A 16,419-nucleotide genomic window follows, 5' to 3' on the forward strand; every position below is an offset into this window, starting at 1 on the left:
CGGATCAGCCCCGGTCGAGCCGGCGCACGAGGTATTCCCAGGCGCCCTGCAGCAGCGGGTCGGGATAGCAGTGCTCGCGCTTGGCGAGGGACTCCTGCGGGGCGGACCAGGTCGCCCACCCGCCGGCGGCCATGGCGGCCAGCTGCATCCGGCAGGCCCGGTCGAGCAGGTAGGCGGTGACGGTCGCCGTCTGCACGTCCGGCGCGGCGACGACGATGCCGTGGTTCACCAGCAGGCAGGCGTTGCGGTCGCCCAGCGCGGCGGCCACGGCCCGGCCCAGCTCGGCGGTCAGCACCAGGTCGCCGGTCGCGGTGAACCGGGCGATGTCGGGCGGGACGAACAGGTTCGCCTCGTGCGAGATCGGCCGCAGCGGAACCCCGAGCGCACCCAGCGCCACCGCCGCCGGCGAGTGCGTGTGGATCACGCTGCCGACGTCGGGCCGCGCCCGCACGACCTCGGTGTGGATGGGGTACTCGGCGTGCCGGCGACCGGTGCCCTCGAGCACCTCGCCGTCCCAGGACACGAGGAGGACGTCGTCGGGCCCGACCTCCTCGAACCCGAGCCCCGACGCCTTCATCCACACGCCGCGCCCCCCGGGGTCGCGGGCGGAGACGTGGCCCCAGATGAGGTCTCCCTGGTCCGCGTCACCGAGGACGCGGCATCCCAGCGAGACCAGGCGGCGCAGGTCCTCGGTCATCTCTCGCCCTTCGGGGGTGTGTCGTGGCACAATGGTCATACCATTCCACGCCGATCATCGGAGACATCATGCCGCCCGAGGAGCGAGAGGCCGGCACGCTCGTCGTCGGCGCCAGCCAGGCCGGCGTCCAGCTGGTCGCCTCGCTGCGCCAGCTGGGCGACACCGCGCCCATCACGCTGGTCGGCGCCGAGGCCCACCCGCCCTACCAGCGCCCCCCGCTGTCGAAGGAGTTCCTCGCGGGGACGGCGGCACCGGAGACGCTGGCCTTCCGCACCACGTCCTTCTACGCCGACCACGACATCGAGCTGATCTGCGGCGAGCGGGTCGTGGACGTCGCCCTCCCCTCCGGCGGCCGGCCCGGCCTCGCCCGGACGTCGAGCGGCCGGGAGCTGCCGTTCGGCCGGCTCGCCCTCACCGTCGGCGCCCGTCCCCGGCGGATCGACGTCCCCGGCGCCGACCTCGACGGGATCCTCTACCTCCGCGACCTCGACGACGCCGTCTCGCTGCGCGACCGGCTCGCCGACGCGTCGCGCGTCGTCGTCGTGGGCGGCGGGTTCATCGGCCTGGAGGCCGCGGCGGCCGCCCGGGCCCAGGGCAAGGAGGTCGTCGTCGTGGAGGCGGCCGACCGGCTGGTCGGCCGCGCCGTGGCGCCGGTCGTCTCGGACTTCCTCCGGGCCGCGCACGAGCGCCGCGGCAGCTCCGTGCTGCTGTCCGTGGACGTCGTCGGGTTCAGCGGCGCCGGCGGCCACGTCGACGGCGTCCTGCTCGCCGACGGCCGCAGCCTGCCTGCCGACCTGGTCATGGTGGGCATCGGCGTCGTCCCGCGCACGGAGCTGGCCGAGCAGCTCGGCCTCGAGTGCGACGGCGGCATCGTCGTGGATGCACACGCGCGCACCAGTGCGCCGTCCGTGGTCGCCGCCGGGGACTGCACCGTCCTGCCCCACCCGATGACCGGCGAGGGCCGGGTGCGCCTGGAGTCGGTGCCCAGTGCCGTCGCGCAGGCCACGCTCGCCGCCGCGACGCTGGCCGGCAGGGAGGCCGTCACCCGCAGCGTGCCGTGGTTCTGGTCGAACCAGGGCGATCTGAAGCTGCAGATCGCCGGCCTCTCGACCGGGTTCGACCGGCACGTCGTCCGGGGGGACCCCGACACGGAGAGCTTCTCGGTCCTCTACTACCGGAGCGGCACCCTGCTGGCCGTCGACGCGGTCAACGCTCCCGCCGACTACCTCGCCGTGCGCAAGGCGCTGACCCAGGGGATCGCGCTGCCGGCCGAGCTGGCCGCCGACGCCGGCACGCCGCTGAAGGCGCTCCTCGCCGCGCCGGCCGCCTGATCCGTCCCCTGGGTGGCGAGCCGGCGCGCCGGCTCGCCACCCAGGGGCGGGACTACCGCAGGTCCGCGAGGTCCTCGCGGGTCAGCTCGGTCACCAGCGGCCGCAGGGCCCGGACCAGCGGCACGTCCACCCCCGCGTCCTCGGCCATGGCCAGCGCGACCTCCAGGTCCTTCGCCGGCCAGCGCAGCCGGTGCAGGCCCCAGTCGGCGAGCACCTGGTTGGCCCCGGTGCCGGCGCCCAGGACGCTGCGCAGGCGGCCCGGGGGGACGCCGAGGGAGCGGGCCAGCCGCAGCACCTCGACGTCGGCCCGCAACGCCGTCCACATGAGCACGTTGTTGGCGCTCTTGGCCACCTGACCGGTCCCCGGGCCGCCGATGTGGCAGACGTCGGTCGCGAACGCGGCGAAGGCCTGCGCGCACCGGTCCAGCACTGCGGCGTCCCCGCCGCACATGAGGGTCAGGCTGCCCTGCTCGGCCGCCCGCTCGCCGCCGACCAGGGCGACGTCGACGACCGCCACGTCGCGCTCGGCGGCCACCGCGGCCATCCGCACGCAGGTGTCGGGCCGCACCGACGAGCAGATCGCGACGACGGTCCCGGGACGGGCCACGTCGCGGATGCCACCCTCGCCGGCGATCGCCTCCTCGACCTGCGCGTCGTCCACGACGACCAGCAGGACCAGGTCGGCCTCCCGCGCCACGTCGGCGGCCGAGCCGCGGAACTGCGCGCCGGCCGCCCGCACCCGCTCGTCGGCCCCCGGCGCCGGATCGGTCGCGAGCACCGGCCAGCCGCGTTCGACCAGCCAGCGGCCCATCTCCGCACCCATGCGGCCCCAGCCCACGACGCCGACCGTGCCGATCTCCCCCACGGCGCCCATCAGATGACGAACGTCTCGGTGGACTCGGGGGCGAACAGCTCCGCCGGCTCGTACTGCCGCCGGGACAGCCCCTGCTCGTGGTGGTACCGGAGGAAGGTGCTCAGCACGTGCTCGTTGCCCTGCAGCCCGTAGGACCAGTAGTCCTCCCCCATCAGCGCCCGCGCCTCCTCGAGCCCCGGGATGAGCCAGGGCAGCATGAAGCGCAGCGCCGAGGCGTCGTAGAGCTCGGCCGCCGCCTTCCGCTTGGCCAGGTGCAGCGCCTTGGTGAGGGTCTGGGCCACCCACGGGTGCCGCTCGTAGACATCCCGGCGGACCACGACGACGTGCATGATCGGGAAGATCCCGGTCTCGGCGAAGTACTGCTTCTCCGCAGCCACCGGGTCGGCGAACAGGCGCCGCACGTTCCCGCCGGGGACGAAGGACGACGGCACCCGCGGGCCCTGGAAGGCGTCGATCTCGCCGTCGGCCAGCATCCGCGCCAGCGTCTGGTGCGGGCCGATCGGCGAGATCCGGATGCGGTCGCCCAGGTCGACCGCGGCCTTCTCGATGCGGCCGGGGGTCTCCTGCCCACCGGTGCGGTACTCGACCGAGTCGATCGGCACCCCGTACCGGTCGGCCAGCAGGCCGCGGATCCAGACGTTGGCCGTCAACTGCCACTCCGGCGTCCCCACGACCTTGCCCCGGAGGTCCTCGGGCTTCTCGATGCCGGACTCCGCGTTGATGAAGATGCCGGCGTGCCGGAACTGCCGGGAGGTGTAGACCGGCAGCGCGACGAAGCCGGGGTCCTCGGCGTCCAGCGACTTGACGTACGAGGACAGCGACATCTCCGCGACGTCGAACTCGCGGTACCGCATCATCCGGAAGAAGGTCTCCTCCACCGGCAGGCGCAGGAAGGTCAGGTCGATGCCGTCGGGGCGCACGGTGCCCTCCTCGAGGGCGCGGGTGCGGTCGTAGTCGCCGCAGGCGAAGGTCAGGTGCAGTCGGGACACGGGCTCAGTTCCCTCTCAGACGGGCGTCGAGCCGGGGGTACACCCGGCGGGCGTTGTCCTCGAAGACCGCCTGCTTCTCGGCGTCGCCCAGCCCGGCGGCGTCCAGGTAGCGCTTCGTGTCGTCCCACTCGACGCCCGTCTCGGGGTCGGCCCCGCGGACCGCGCCGAGCATCTCCGAGGCGAAGAGGATGTTCTCGGCCGGGATGACGCGGGTGAGCAGGTCGATGCCGGGCTGGTGGTAGACGCAGGTGTCGAAGAAGACGTTGCGCAGCAGCTCGGCGGGGTCCTGCCAGCCGTTGCGCATCGCCAGCCCGCGGTAGCGGCCCCAGTGGTACGGCACCGCGCCGCCGCCGTGCGGGATGACCAGCCGCAGCGTCGGGAACCGTTCGAACAGGTTCCCTTCGAGCAGTTGCTGGAACACCGTCGTATCGGCGTTGAGGTAGTGGGCCCCGAGCGCGTGGAACACCGGGTTGCACGAGCTGGAGACGTGCACCATCGCCGGCACGTCCAGCTCGACCAGCGCCTCGTAGACCGGGAACCAGTACGGGTCGGTGAGCGGAGCGGAGGTCCAGTACCCGCCCGACGGGTCGGGGTTGAGGTTCGCCCCGACGAAACCGCGCTCCCCGACGCAGCGGCGCAGCTCGGCGACGACGCCGTCCAGCGGACCGCCGGGGGTCTGCGGGAGCTGGCACACCGGGGCGAAGTGCTGCGGGTAGAGGCCGGCCACCCGGGCGACGAGGTCGTTGCTGGCCCGCGCCCACGCCACCGCCGCCGCCGGGTCGGCGACGTGGTGCTCCATGCCCGATGCCTTGGGGCTGAAGACCATGACGTCGCCGCCGCGCTCGCGGAGGATCCGGAGCTGGTTTCCCTCGACGCTCTCGCGCAGCTCGTCGTCGCTGATGGCCGCCGGCTCCGGGGCGGCGCCCCCGCCGTCCAACGCGTCGAGCTGGGCGTTCCGGAAGCGCTGCAGCTGCGCCGGGGCGGTCGTGTAGTGACCGTGGATGTCGATGATCACCGCGGCGGCTCCTGCTCGACGTAGGTCAGCCCCTTGGCGGCCAGCGGTTCGCGCATGCCGTTCATGTCCAGGCCGAGCTGGCCGGCCCGGTAGCGCTCGCGGATGCCGGCCTCGCGCTGCTCGCGTGCCCGGGCCGCCGCCAGCACGTCGGCGGCGCGCTCCCGCGGGACGACGACGACGCCGTCGTCGTCGGCGACCACCACGTCCCCCGGCTCGATCCACTGGCCGGCGCAGACCACGCCGACGTTGACGCTGCCCAGGGTCTCCTTGATGCAGCCGAAGGCGGAGACGTGCCGGGACCACGCCGGGAACCGCATGGCGGTCAGATCCGCCACGTCGCGCACCCCGGCGTCCACGACCACCCCGCGGACCCCGCGGGTCGCGAGGGCGGTGGCCAGCAGGTCACCGATGTAGGCGGCCTGGGAGGGCGTGGTCGGCGCGATGACCAGGACGTCGCCCTCGGTGCACTGCTCCACGGCGACGTGCACCATCCAGTTGTCACCCGGCGGCAGGCTGACCGTCACCGCGGTGCCGGCGATGCGGGCTCCGGGGTGAACCGGCCGCAGCGCGGGGTCGAGCAGGTGCGTGCGGCCCTGCGCCTCGTGGACCGTCGCCACGCCGCAGTCGGCCAGCCCGTCGACGACCGCGCGGTCCGCCCGTGCGATGCCCGTCACGACGACGGTGCCGCGCTGGGCCCCCATCAGGCGTCGCCCCACGGCTTGAGCGAGATGTGCAGCGCGTCCTCACCGGTCTCGCCGGCCAGCGCGCGGATGGCGTGGTCGACGTCCTCCAGGCCGAAGCTGTGCGTGGCCAGCCGCTCCAGCGGGAAGCGGTGCGACGCCAGCTGCTCGAGCGCGAGCTCGACCGACCGGTAGCTGTGCCCGCGGGCGCTGGCCAGCGTGATGCACTTCTCGGTCATTTTCTTCAGCGGGAAGTCGGGGAACGCAGCCTCTTCGCCCTGGGTGACCATGACGCCCTCGCGGCGCTTGAGCGCGTCGATGCCGAGCAGCACCGGAGCGGTACCGGCGCCGGAGGTGCAGTCGAGGACGACGTCGACGCCCTGTCCACCGGTGAGCTCCAGGACGGTGGCCAGCGCGTCCTCCTGGAGGACGTCGACGACCGCGTCCGCGCCGAGGTCCTTCGCCAGCTGCAGGCGGGTGGCATCGCGGGTGGTGCCGGTGACGACGATCAGCGAGGCGCCGGCCTGCTTGGAGGCCACCACCTGGGACAGGCCCTGCTGGCCGGGGCCCTGGATGAGGACGGTCGTCGCGTAGCCGACGCCGCCGGCGTTGAGCGCCCACTCGATGCCGTTGGAGAGCGGGGTGACCAGGCCGGCGAGCTCGGCGGTGACGCCGTCGGGGACCTTGTGGGTGACCGCGTTCCAGGGCAGGTACATGTACTGGCTGAACCCGCCCCACAGCCGGCCGGGGTTCTCCGACGACGTGTAGCCGTAGCGGCGGGCGTCGGGGTTGGTGCGCCAGTCGGTGAGCTCGCAGTGCCGGTACTCGCCGAGCCGGCACCACTCGCAGTGCATGCAGCCGACGTAGTGCTCGACGAAGATCCGGTCGCCCTCGCGGAGCCCGTGGATCTCCTGCCACGTCGCGCCGGCCTTCGCCACGATGCCGACGTTCTCGTGACCCATGATCACCGGCGCGTCGATCGTGGGCTTGCGGTACAGCTTGACGTCGGTGCCGCAGATGCCCGCGACCTCGATCTTGAGCAGCGCGGCGTCGTCCGCGATCTCGGGCATCGGGAACTCCCGGAGCTCCGTCGTCCCGGGCCCTGTCCGGACCGCTGCCAGCACCTGCTCCGCCATGTTCGCTCCTCGCCTCGGTGTGTCCTGCAGCACCCTAATCGACGGTCTATTGGTCTGACCATGGCCGTGCTAGCGTCCGCCGCCATGGCTGACCTGCACCTGCGCACCGTCACGCGCGCCCAGGGGAACAACCGCGCACTCATCGACGGGACCGTCACGCCGGAGGGCGCGGCGTTCGACTTCGAGGAGGTCCCGGTCCTGGTGCAGGGCTTCCGCCGGATGGTGCGGGACCTGGAGTTCGACGTCTGCGAGATGGCGCTCACGACGTACCTGGTCGCCAGGGCGCACGGCGTCCGGTTCACGGCGGTGCCGGCGTTCCTCGTCCGCGGGTTCCACCACGGCGCGATCACGGTGGACACCCGGCACGGCATCTCGCAGCCGAAGGATCTCGAGGGCAGGAAGGTCGGTGTCAACCGTGGCTACACGGTGACCACCGGAGTCTGGGCTCGATCGGTCCTGGCCGACGAGCACTGCGTCGACCTGGACTCGATCACCTGGATGCTCTCCGGCGACGAGCACGTCGCCGCCTACCGGCCGCCGGCCAACGTCGTCCCCGTCGACGCCGGTCGGACCCTGGACGAGATGCTGGCCAGCGGGGAACTCTCCGCCGTGGTCGGGGTCGAGATCGACTCCCCCGACGCGCGCCCGCTGCTCCCCGACCCGCAAGCGGCTGCCTACGCGGCGCTGCGGCGGGGGCTGTGGCCGATCAACCACCTGGTGGTGATCCGCGACGAGCTGCTCGAGCAGCACCCCGACCTCGGCCGGCGGGTGTTCGACGCCTTCGCCGAGTCCAAGCGGCGCTACGTGCAGCAGTTGCGGGCCGGGACACTGCCGCAGGAGACCGCTACCGACCGCATGCACCGCACCGTCATGGAGACCACCGGCTGGGACGACCCGCTCCCCTACGGCATCGAGCCCAACCGGACGGTGCTGGAGGAGCTGCTGCGGACGGCGGTGGACCAGAAGATCCTCGACCGCGCACCGCGGCTCGAGGACATCTTCACCGCCGACACCCGCGACGTCGTGGGCTGAGGGCGGCGGCCATGCGGATCGCGATCGCGGCCGACCACAACGGGGTGGCGCTGAAGGCCCGGCTGGTCGAGGCGTTGCGGGCCGGCGGCCACGAGGTCGACGACCGCGGTGCGGCGTCGCACGAGGAGGTCGTCGACTACCCGCCGCTGTGCGAGGACGTCTGCCGCCGGGTGGTGGACGGCCGGGCCGACGCCGGCGTCGTCGTCGGCGGCAGCGGGCAGGGCGAGGCCATCGCCTGCAACAAGATCGCCGGCATCCGCGCGGGGCTGTGCCCCGACGTCTGGCACGCGGAGATATCCCGCGGCAACAACGACGCCAATGTCCTGGTCCTCGGGGCCAAGGTCGTCGCGCCCGGCACCGCCGAGGTCGTGCTGCGCACCTGGCTGGCGACGCCCTTCAAGGGAGACGTGCACGCCCGCCGCGTGGCGATGATCGCGGCGCTCGAGCGGGGCGAGTCGCTGCGCTGAGCGGCTCGCCCCCGGCGGATCAGCGGCCGAGCACGGGCAGCCGGGTCGTCGCCGGACGCAGGCGGCGCAGGAACGCGGCGGCGCTGGTGGACCAGGAGCCGTCCCCACCGCGGTAGTGGCGCAGGCGCGGCTCGCCGCTGCCGATCATCTCCGCGCTGGCACCCTCGCTGACGAACCAGGGGGCGGGCATTCCGGTGGTCATGGCAGAACTCCTCGTGATCTCGAGCGGGCTCGACCGCACGGTGGTGCGACCGGCCTCCCGTGTTCGCGCCCCGGGTAGGGGCACTCGACCATTCAACACGTCGCTGAGCTGCGGAAATGCGCTCCCGGATGTGACGTCCCGCGCACTGCGGCACCAGGGACGGTGGGTTTCATCACGCTGTGGTCTTGCACACGGTGATCCGCCCCTGACAGGATTGCCGGACTAATGGTCTGTTCTTTACTCCAGAGGTCGATGCCCGCGATGAGCACCAAGACGACCACGTCGGTCACCCACTACCACGTGCAGAAGAGCCGGCGGAAGAAGTTCGTCGAGGACTGGCGGCAGAACTGGCGGACGATCGTCCGGGTCGAGGACGCCCCCCTCGTCCCGACCGAGCGCGGCTCGCGCGTCGGCGTCTACGTCGGCGCCGACGGTGACCGGCAGACCCGCACCATGGACGCCCTGGTGCACGAGATCGACCCAGGGGTCACCACGACCGTGCACCGCCACTCGTGGGACGCGATGGTCCTGGTCGTCGGCGGCACCGGCTGGTTCGAGATCGACGGCGAGCGCATCGAGGTCGGCCCCGGGGACTCGCTGCACCTCCCCACCTGGGCCTGGCACCGAGCCGGAGTCGACGAGGACCCGGCGGCGGGCGACATGAGCCCGCTGCGCTACATGACCTTCTCCAGCGAGCCGATGCTCGAGACGATGGGCATGTCGGTTCTCGAGGACGCCGGTCACGCCGAGTTCGCCACGCTCCCGCCCCGGCCGCCGGTCGCCGAGGGCGCCCCGGGCGACGACCCCTACGCCCGCCGGCTGCGCCGCGTCGCCCGCCAGCAGCAGGAGCGCCGCTCCGGGCGGCTGCACACCAGCTGGGACGACCTGGAGCTGCTGAACACCCCCCGCGGCACCCGGACGACCTTCCTGCTCGACAAGGCCATCGGCTACCAGGCCTCGGGCATCACGATGGCGATGTTCGAGATCGGGCCGGGCCGTCGTCAGTCGATGCACCGGCACCCGGGCGAGGCCTGGCTGTACGTGCTCGACGGCACCGGCCACTCCTACGAGGGCACCGAGCCCGAGGGTGGCCGGGACTACCCCTGGAAGAAGGGCGACCTGATCGTGGTCGACCACTTCCTGTGGCACCAGCACTTCAACGACGACCCCGACAACACGGCGAAGGTCGTCCGCATCCACATGTTCGACAGCCTGCTGGAGACGATGCGGGTGCTCGCCGATCCGCTGGTGCTCTTCGAGGAGCCGCCGGACCACATCCGCGACCAGCAGGCCGGTGACGTGAGCACCATCGAGTGGCCGGCGCTCCAGCGGCCCACCTGGCCGTAAGGGATGACGCTGAGCGCGGTCGGGCCGGCAGCGAACCACCCCCCGGGCATCGTCGGGGTCCACGTGCTGCCGGCCGACCACCACGACGGCCCCTGGGACAGCATCATCACGCCACCGGAGGTGAAGGAGCGCCTGCTCGGCACCGCGCTGCTGGTGCTCCGCCACGGCTGGGTGCTGGGACAGCTGGGCGGCGCCCCGCACGGGCTGGTCCTGCTGTCCGGCCCGCCCGGCACCGGCAAGACGACGCTGTGCCAGGGCCTGGCGCAGAAGGTCGCGCTGGCCCTGGCGCCGCGAGGCGCGACGACGTTCGTCGAGGTCGACCCGCACGCCTTCCCGAGCGACATGCTCGGCGAGGGACCGCGCGCCGTGCAGCGGCTGTTCTCCGACACGCTGCCCGAACTGGCGGCCCGTCGTCCGCACACCATCGTGCTCGTCGACGAGATCGAGGCGCTCGCCGTCCGGCGCAGCACCGCCAGCTTCGAGACCAACCCGGTGGACGTGCACCGGGCGACCGACGCCCTGCTCTCCGGACTGGACATGCTGCGCACGACCTGCCCGCAGGTGCTCGTCCTCGGGACGACGAACTTCGCGGCCGCCGTCGACGAGGCGTTCCTGGACCGGGCGGACCTCGTCCTGCGCCTCGGGCTGCCGGACCGCCCGACGGTCGAGCGGATCCTGCGTGAGTCCCTGGCCGAGGCCGCCGGGATCTTCCCCGGCCTGCTGGGCGTGGCGTTCGACGAGGCGCTGATCGCTGAGCTCGCCGAACGCTGCACCGGTCTCGACGGACGACGGGTGCGCAAGCTCGTGCTCTCGGCCATGGGTTCGCACCCCGAGGTCGCGCTGGACCCCGGGCTGATGACCGCCGACCACCTGCGGGCAGCGGTCGACGCCGAGCTCCCGGCTCGCGCGCGGTGAGGGTGGAGCAGCCGTCGGGGCTGCCCGCCGAGCGCCCCGCCGCGGCCTGGGGCAGCGACCTGGTCGTGGACCTGCTCGCGGCCCTGGACGTCCCCTACGTGCCCCTCAACCCGGGGTCGTCGTTCCGCGGGCTGCACGACTCGCTGGTCAACCACGGCGGCAACCGCGACCCGCAGCTGCTGCTGTGCCTGCACGAGGAGGTGGCGGTCTCCCTCGCGCACGGCTGGGCCAAGGCCACCGGCCGGCTCGGCGTGGCCGCGGTGCACGACCTGGTCGGCCTCCAGCACGCCTCGATGGCGGTCTACGACGCCTTCTGCGACCGGACGCCGCTGCTGCTGCTCGGCGGCAGCGGACCCGCCGACCCGGCGCAGCGCCGACCGGTCGACTGGATCCACTCGGCGACCACGCAGGCGCAGCTGGTGCGGGACTACACGGTCTGGGACGCCGAGCCCGTGACGCCGGCCGCGTTCGTCGCCGACGTCACCCGCGCTCGGCAGCGGGCCCTGTCGGCACCGCAGGGCCCGGCGTACGTCAGCCTGGACGCCGGGGTGCAGGAGACCGCGCTCGACCGGCCGGTCCCGCTCCCCGACCTCCTCCGGCACGCCCCCGCGCCGCCGCTGGCGGCCCACCCCGATGCCGTGGAGCGGGCCGTCGAGGTGCTGGTGGAGGCCCGCTTCCCGGTGGTGGTCGCCGGCCGGGTCGGGCTCGACCCGCGGGCCACCGCGGCGGTCGGCGAGGTCGTCGAGCTGCTCGGGGCGGCCTACCGGGACGACCGGAACGTCGTCGTGCTGCCCACCCGGCACGGGCAGAACGCCACCGGGGACACCCGGCTGCTCGAGGACGCCGACGTCGTCCTGGCGATCGACGTCGTGGACCTGCCGGCGCTGCTGCGCCGCGAGGACCGGGGCCCCCGGGGCTCGGCCGGCAGGGCCGGACGCCCCGGCCCGCTGGTGGTCGACCTCTCGCACGGCGACCTGGGCCGGCCCTCGTGGACCAACGCCTTCGGCGCCCCCCTGGCCCGCGACGTGCAGCTGCTCGCCGACCCGTTGACCGGGCTGGCGCAGCTGGTCGCGGCGCTGCACGGCCGGGTGGACCCTGCGGCCGCCGCCCGCCGCCGGGAGCAGGTCGCCGACCGGGTGCGCCGGCTGCGCGAGCGCCGGGCGGCCGAGCTGGTGCACCGGTGGGACGACCGCCCGATCTCGCCGGCCCGGCTCGTCGCCGAGACCTGGACCGCCGTCCAGGACGTCGACCACCTGCTGTGCCTGCGCAACACCCGCACCTGGCCCGAGGGCGTCTGGGAGCTGCCCGGCGCCGGCAGCTACCTGGGCCACTCGGGAGGCGGCGGGGTGGGGTACGGCCCGGGCGCGCTGGTCGGCGGGGCCCTCGCCGCCCGCGACCGGGGACAGCTCGGCGTCGGCATCATCGGGGACGGCGACCTCCTCATGGCCTCGTCGGCGCTGTGGACCGCCGCGCACTACCGCATCCCCGCCCTCGTGGTGGTCAACGACAACTCGAGCTTCTACAACGACGAGCCGCACCAGGCCGAGGTGGCCCGGCACCGCGGACGCCCCGAGCAGAACAGCTGGATCGGCATGCGCATCAGCGACCCCGCCGTCGACATCGCCGGCCTGGCCCGCTCCTACGGCTGCTGGGCGGAAGGCCCGGTGGACGACCCGGAGGACCTCGCCGGTGCGCTGGGCCGCGGCCGCGACGCCGCCCTCGGCGGTGCGGTCGCCGTCGTGCACGTCCGGACGGCGCCGCGATGACCGGGCCGGCCGGCCACCGCCGCATGATGGTCGGCGGCCAGTGGCGGGACGCCGCCGACGGGGCGGTCCTGGAGGCCGAGAACCCGGCCACCGAGGAGGTCATCGGCACCTTCCCCGCCGGCACGGCCGCCGACGTCGATGCCGCGGTGGCCGCCGCGGCGGAGGCGGCGCCCGCCTGGCAGGCGCTGGGCTGGGCGGAGCGGGCTCGGCTGCTCCGGGAACTGGCCGGGGCCCTGCGCGAGGAGCGCGAGCTGCTCGCCCGCCTGGACACCAGCGACGGCGGTTCGCCCGTCACCGCCATGCGGGCCGACGTCGACGGTGCCGTCAAGGAGCTCGAGTACTTCGCGGGGATCGCCTCGCAGACCCGCGGCAGCACGGCGCCGCCGGACTCCGGCTCGCTCTCCTACACGCTGCGCCAGCCCTACGGCGTGGTCGGCCGGATCGTCCCCTACAACCACCCGCTGAAGTTCGCCGCGGGCAAGTGCGCCGCGCCCCTCGCCGCCGGCAACACCGTCGTCCTGAAGCCCGGCGAGCAGACCTCGTTGTCGGCCCTCGAGCTGGCCCGCATCACCGGGGCGATCCTGCCGCCGGGCGTGCTGAACGTGGTCACCGGCGCCGGGGACGTGGTCGGCAACCGGCTGGTCGCGCACCCCGACGTCCCCCGGATCGCGTTCACCGGCTCGGTGCCCACCGGCCGCGCGGTGCTGCACGCCGCGGCCGACGAGATCAAGCACGTGTCCCTGGAGCTGGGCGGGAAGAACCCGGTGCTGGTCTTCCCGGACGCCGACCCGGAGCGGGCCGCGCGGGCCGCGGTGGCGGGGATGAACATCGTCCGCTCGACCGGGCAGAGCTGCGGCTCGGGCACGCGGCTGTTCGTGCACGACGACGTGCGCGGCCCCTTCCTGGACGCCCTCCACCGCCGCCTCGACGAGCTGCGGATCGGCGACCCGCACGACGAGGAGACGGAGGTCGGCCCGCTGTCCTTCCGCGCCCACTACGAACGGGTGACCGGCCTCGTGGAGACGGCGCGCCGGGAGGGGGCCACGGTCGCCTACGGGGGTGACCGGCCTGCCGGGCTGGACCGGGGGTACTACCTGCGGCCGACCGTCCTCACCGATCTCGACGACGGGATGACCGTCGTCCGGGAGGAGATCTTCGGCCCGGTCATGGCGGTGCTCGGCTGGCGCGACGTCGACGACGTCGTCCGGCGGGCCAACGCGCTGCCGCTGGGGCTCACCGCCAACATCTGGACCAACGACGTGAGCACCGCGGTGCGTACCGCCGCCGCCGTCGAGGCCGGCTACGTGTACGTCAACGGCACCGGGCGCCGGCCCACCGGCATGCCCTTCGGCGGGTGGAAGCGCAGCGGCCTGGGCCAGGAGAACGGGCCGGAGGAGCTGGTCTCCTACACGCGGGAGAAGGCCGTCACCGTGACGCTGCTGTGAGCGCGGCGGCCGACCCCGGCCTCTTCCGCGGGGAGGAGCGGCTGGACCCGGAGCGCACCGTGCTCTGCGTCTTCGACCTGCTCGAGCACTACCGCGCCGCGGCCGAGGCCGCCGGGGTGGTCCCGACGGTGCGGCGGCTGGCCGACGGGTGCCGCGAGCGCGGCGTCGTCGTCGCCTGGGCCCGCGCCGACCACCGCGCCGACGGGCTGGACCTGGCCCGCTCCCTGTCGGACCTGGACGGCGCCCACCGCGCCTTCGGCCCCGGCCACCCGCGCCCCCAGCGCCCGCCCGCCGGCTCCGGGGACGCGGCGTACCGCACGCTGGCCGAGCTCGGGCAGCGCCCGGAGGACGTCGACGTCCCCAAGCACCGCTGGTCCGCGCTCGAGGGCACCTGCCTGCTCCCGACGATGCGGGCACGGGGCGCCGACACCCTGCTGCTGGTGGGCGGCTCCACGCACGTCGGGATCGCCGCCACCGCCTACGCCGCCCGCGATCTGGATCTCCAGGTCGTCGTCGTCCGCGACGGCCTGACCGGCCGGGAGCCGCAGCGCTCCTTCTTCGCCGACGAGGTGTTCCCCCGGATCTGCCGGGTGCGCAGCACCGACGAGGTGCTGGCCGCCCTCGACCGCCCATCCCCGACCACAGGAGCCCCCGCATGACCGACCGGCCCGACGCCAGTGGCAAGGACCCTGCTTCCTACGAGAGGGAGCACGACCGCGGCGGCAACTTCGCCCCCTACGACAAGCCCGAGTGGGGCTCCGACGTCATGGTCGACGTCCTCCGGGGGCTCGGCCTGCGCTACGTCGCGCTGAACCCGGGCTCGTCGTTCCGTGGGTTGCACGACTCGCTGGTCAACTACGGCGGTGATGCGATCGAGATGATCGAGTGCCCGCACGAGAAGATCGCCGTCGCCCTGGCGCACGGCTACGCCAAGGCCACCGGCGAGCCCATGGCGGTGCTCCTGCACGACCTGGTCGGCCTGCTGCAGGGCACGATGGGCGTCTACTACAGCTACATCGACCGCACCCCGGTGATCGTCCTCGGCGGCTCCGGCCCGGCCGAGCACGACCGGCGGCGGCCCAACATCGACTGGATCCACTCGGCGAACGTGCAGGGCGAGGCGGTGCGCGCCTACACCAAGTGGGACCACGAGCCGCGCAGCCTGCCGTCGGTGCAGACCGTGCTGGCGCGGGCCCACCGGATCGCGATGGAGGAGCCCCGCGGGCCGGTCTACATCGCCCTCGACGCGGGCCTGCAGGAGTCGCCGGTTCTCGAGCCGGTGCCGCTGGACGACCTGCCCCGGCTGGCCGCCGTCCCCTCCCGGCTGGCGCCGGAACCGCAGGCCCTGCGGCGGCTGGCCGAGATGCTGTGCGCCGCGCAGCGCCCGGTGATCGTCCCCTCGTACGCCGGACGCGACCCGCAGAGCTTCTCCACGCTCGTCGACCTGGCCGAGACGGTCGGCATCGGCGTCGTCGAGACGCACTGGCGGCTGAACTTCCCGAACCGGCACCCGTTGAACGTCACCGGCAGCACTGCGCTCGAGGACGCCGACTGCGTGCTGTTCGTCGACGTCAAGGACATGGGCAAGCCGACCCAGAAGCTGGACTCGGTCACCCGGAGCATCCAGTCGAAACTCGCCCCGGGCACGACCGTGCTCGACATCGGCTTCAACGACGTCGGCATCTCCTCCTGGAGCGAGGACTACGCCGAACTGCTGCCGACCGACCTGCAGATCACCGCGGACACCGCGGTGGCCCTGCCGCTGCTGCTCGAGGAGTGCCGCCGCCTCGTCGCCGCGGACGACGACGCGCGCGCCGCCCTCCGCCAGGCCTGGCGCGAGGACCTCACCGCCCGGCACGACGAGGTGTGGGCCGGCTGGCGGGCCACGGCCGCCGAGAAGCGGGACGAGGTCCCCGTGTCCACGTCCCGGCTGGCCGAGGAGGTCTGGGCGGTCGTCCAGGAGCACGACTGGGTGCTCACCGCCGGCACGGCCGCGGAGTGGGCGCTGCGCACCTGGGACTTCGACGCCCCGCACCGGCACCCGGGCAAGCAGCTGGGCACCGCGACGCAGATCGGCATCTCCCTCGGCGTCGCGCTGGCGCACAAGGGCACCGACCGGCTCGTGGTCGACCTGCAGCCCGACGGCGACCTGATGTTCGACGCCGGCGCCCTCTGGGTGGCCAGCCGGTACGAGCTGCCGCTGCTGGTGGTCATGTTCAACAACCGCGCGTACTACAACGACTGGGAGCACCAGGAGCGGCTGGCCCGCCAGCGCGGCACCCCGGTCTCCCGCGCGCACATCGGCATGGCCATCGACACACCTGCGCCGGACTTCGCCGCGCTGGCCAGGTCCTTCGGCTGGTGGGCCGAGGGGCCGATCGAGGACCCCGACGACATCCGGGACGCCGTCCGCCGCGCCGCCGAGCACGTGCTCGCCACCGGCACGCCGGCCCTCGTCGACGTGGTCTGCCAGCCCAAGTAGCAGAGGTGGAGACGGTGGGGCCCGGCGCCGTACGGCGGCCG

The 16,419-nt window shown here is 73.8% G+C and carries 16 protein-coding genes; 9 read left to right on the forward strand and 7 right to left on the reverse strand.

Annotated features, from left to right (window positions below):
• Positions 1-4 precede the first annotated feature (4 nt).
• Entirely contained in the window at positions 5-697 is a 693-nt protein-coding gene (locus BMW62_RS07330; RefSeq protein ID WP_091930188.1) for a class II aldolase/adducin family protein, read from the reverse strand.
• A gap of 68 nt (positions 698-765) precedes the next feature.
• Between BMW62_RS07330 and BMW62_RS07335 the strand changes: the two genes are divergently transcribed.
• On the forward strand, positions 766-2,028 hold the full coding sequence (locus BMW62_RS07335; protein WP_091930189.1) for an NAD(P)/FAD-dependent oxidoreductase: 1,263 nt from the start codon (positions 766-768) through the stop codon (positions 2,026-2,028).
• Between the two features lie 52 nt (positions 2,029-2,080).
• Here the strand turns inward: BMW62_RS07335 and BMW62_RS07340 are convergent, their stop codons facing one another.
• Genes BMW62_RS07340 through BMW62_RS07360 form a run of 5 tightly spaced genes read right to left on the reverse strand, consistent with a single transcriptional unit; the run spans position 2,081 to position 6,722 of the window.
• Entirely contained in the window at positions 2,081-2,902 is an 822-nt protein-coding gene (locus BMW62_RS07340) for an NAD(P)-dependent oxidoreductase (protein ID WP_091930190.1), read from the reverse strand.
• Positions 2,902-3,891, reverse strand: a complete 990-nt coding sequence (locus BMW62_RS07345; RefSeq protein WP_091930191.1) for a type 2 periplasmic-binding domain-containing protein — start codon at positions 3,889-3,891, stop codon at positions 2,902-2,904. Before BMW62_RS07345 ends, BMW62_RS07340 begins: the two co-directional genes overlap by 1 nt.
• Before the next feature lie 4 nt (positions 3,892-3,895).
• Entirely contained in the window at positions 3,896-4,906 is a 1,011-nt protein-coding gene (locus BMW62_RS07350; protein ID WP_091930192.1) for an amidohydrolase family protein, read from the reverse strand.
• Positions 4,903-5,622, reverse strand: a complete 720-nt coding sequence (locus BMW62_RS07355) for a 4-carboxy-4-hydroxy-2-oxoadipate aldolase/oxaloacetate decarboxylase (RefSeq protein ID WP_244523895.1) — start codon at positions 5,620-5,622, stop codon at positions 4,903-4,905. Before BMW62_RS07355 ends, BMW62_RS07350 begins: the two co-directional genes overlap by 4 nt.
• Entirely contained in the window at positions 5,607-6,722 is a 1,116-nt protein-coding gene (locus BMW62_RS07360; RefSeq protein WP_091930193.1) for a zinc-dependent alcohol dehydrogenase, read from the reverse strand. Before BMW62_RS07360 ends, BMW62_RS07355 begins: the two co-directional genes overlap by 16 nt.
• Before the next feature lie 84 nt (positions 6,723-6,806).
• Between BMW62_RS07360 and BMW62_RS07365 the strand changes: the two genes are divergently transcribed.
• Positions 6,807-7,754, forward strand: a complete 948-nt coding sequence (locus BMW62_RS07365) for an ABC transporter substrate-binding protein (RefSeq protein WP_211435029.1) — start codon at positions 6,807-6,809, stop codon at positions 7,752-7,754.
• Between the two features lie 11 nt (positions 7,755-7,765).
• Positions 7,766-8,221, forward strand: a complete 456-nt coding sequence (locus tag BMW62_RS07370; RefSeq protein ID WP_170852257.1) for an RpiB/LacA/LacB family sugar-phosphate isomerase — start codon at positions 7,766-7,768, stop codon at positions 8,219-8,221.
• 19 nt (positions 8,222-8,240) lie between these two features.
• Here BMW62_RS07370 and BMW62_RS07375 read toward each other — a convergent pair whose 3' ends face one another.
• Complete coding sequence (locus BMW62_RS07375) at positions 8,241-8,423, reverse strand: hypothetical protein (protein WP_091930195.1); 183 nt, start codon at positions 8,421-8,423, stop codon at positions 8,241-8,243.
• Between the two features lie 261 nt (positions 8,424-8,684).
• On the opposite strand from BMW62_RS07375, the gene BMW62_RS07380 reads away from it, so the two are divergent.
• The 6 genes from BMW62_RS07380 to BMW62_RS07405 are packed head-to-tail and all read left to right on the forward strand — an operon-like array spanning position 8,685 to position 16,378.
• Positions 8,685-9,770 carry a cupin domain-containing protein gene (locus BMW62_RS07380; protein WP_091930196.1) on the forward strand — a complete coding sequence of 362 codons (1,086 nt, stop codon included), beginning with the start codon at positions 8,685-8,687 and terminating at the stop codon, positions 9,768-9,770.
• A gap of 3 nt (positions 9,771-9,773) precedes the next feature.
• Positions 9,774-10,685, forward strand: coding sequence for an AAA family ATPase (locus tag BMW62_RS07385; protein WP_091930197.1), 912 nt, complete (start codon positions 9,774-9,776; stop codon positions 10,683-10,685).
• The gene (locus BMW62_RS07390; RefSeq protein WP_091930198.1) at positions 10,682-12,451 is read left to right on the forward strand and encodes a thiamine pyrophosphate-binding protein; all 1,770 of its coding nucleotides are present in this window, start codon (positions 10,682-10,684) and stop codon (positions 12,449-12,451) included. Before BMW62_RS07385 ends, BMW62_RS07390 begins: the two co-directional genes overlap by 4 nt.
• The gene (locus BMW62_RS07395; RefSeq protein WP_091930199.1) at positions 12,448-13,896 is read left to right on the forward strand and encodes an aldehyde dehydrogenase family protein; all 1,449 of its coding nucleotides are present in this window, start codon (positions 12,448-12,450) and stop codon (positions 13,894-13,896) included. The genes BMW62_RS07390 and BMW62_RS07395 overlap by 4 nt, the downstream gene beginning before the upstream one ends.
• Complete coding sequence (locus BMW62_RS07400; protein ID WP_170852259.1) at positions 13,893-14,555, forward strand: isochorismatase family protein; 663 nt, start codon at positions 13,893-13,895, stop codon at positions 14,553-14,555. Before BMW62_RS07395 ends, BMW62_RS07400 begins: the two co-directional genes overlap by 4 nt.
• The gene (locus tag BMW62_RS07405; RefSeq protein ID WP_091930201.1) at positions 14,552-16,378 is read left to right on the forward strand and encodes a thiamine pyrophosphate-binding protein; all 1,827 of its coding nucleotides are present in this window, start codon (positions 14,552-14,554) and stop codon (positions 16,376-16,378) included. Before BMW62_RS07400 ends, BMW62_RS07405 begins: the two co-directional genes overlap by 4 nt.
• Positions 16,379-16,419: the final 41 nt, after the last annotated feature.

The organism is Blastococcus sp. DSM 46786 (genome assembly GCF_900109665.1).
Classification (GTDB): domain Bacteria; phylum Actinomycetota; class Actinomycetes; order Mycobacteriales; family Geodermatophilaceae; genus Blastococcus; species Blastococcus carthaginiensis.

Coding starts and splice junctions, on each gene's coding strand:
- BMW62_RS07330 (WP_091930188.1), bottom strand. CDS start 697: ATGACCGAGGACCTGCGCCGCCTGGTCTCGCTGGGATGCCGCGTCCTC.
- BMW62_RS07335 (WP_091930189.1), top strand. CDS start 766: ATGCCGCCCGAGGAGCGAGAGGCCGGCACGCTCGTCGTCGGCGCCAGC.
- BMW62_RS07340 (WP_091930190.1), bottom strand. CDS start 2,902: ATGGGCGCCGTGGGGGAGATCGGCACGGTCGGCGTCGTGGGCTGGGGC.
- BMW62_RS07360 (WP_091930193.1), bottom strand. CDS start 6,722: ATGGCGGAGCAGGTGCTGGCAGCGGTCCGGACAGGGCCCGGGACGACG.
- BMW62_RS07365 (WP_211435029.1), top strand. CDS start 6,807: ATGGCTGACCTGCACCTGCGCACCGTCACGCGCGCCCAGGGGAACAAC.
- BMW62_RS07370 (WP_170852257.1), top strand. CDS start 7,766: ATGCGGATCGCGATCGCGGCCGACCACAACGGGGTGGCGCTGAAGGCC.
- BMW62_RS07375 (WP_091930195.1), bottom strand. CDS start 8,423: ATGACCACCGGAATGCCCGCCCCCTGGTTCGTCAGCGAGGGTGCCAGC.
- BMW62_RS07380 (WP_091930196.1), top strand. CDS start 8,685: ATGAGCACCAAGACGACCACGTCGGTCACCCACTACCACGTGCAGAAG.
- BMW62_RS07385 (WP_091930197.1), top strand. CDS start 9,774: ATGACGCTGAGCGCGGTCGGGCCGGCAGCGAACCACCCCCCGGGCATC.
- BMW62_RS07395 (WP_091930199.1), top strand. CDS start 12,448: ATGACCGGGCCGGCCGGCCACCGCCGCATGATGGTCGGCGGCCAGTGG.
- BMW62_RS07405 (WP_091930201.1), top strand. CDS start 14,552: ATGACCGACCGGCCCGACGCCAGTGGCAAGGACCCTGCTTCCTACGAG.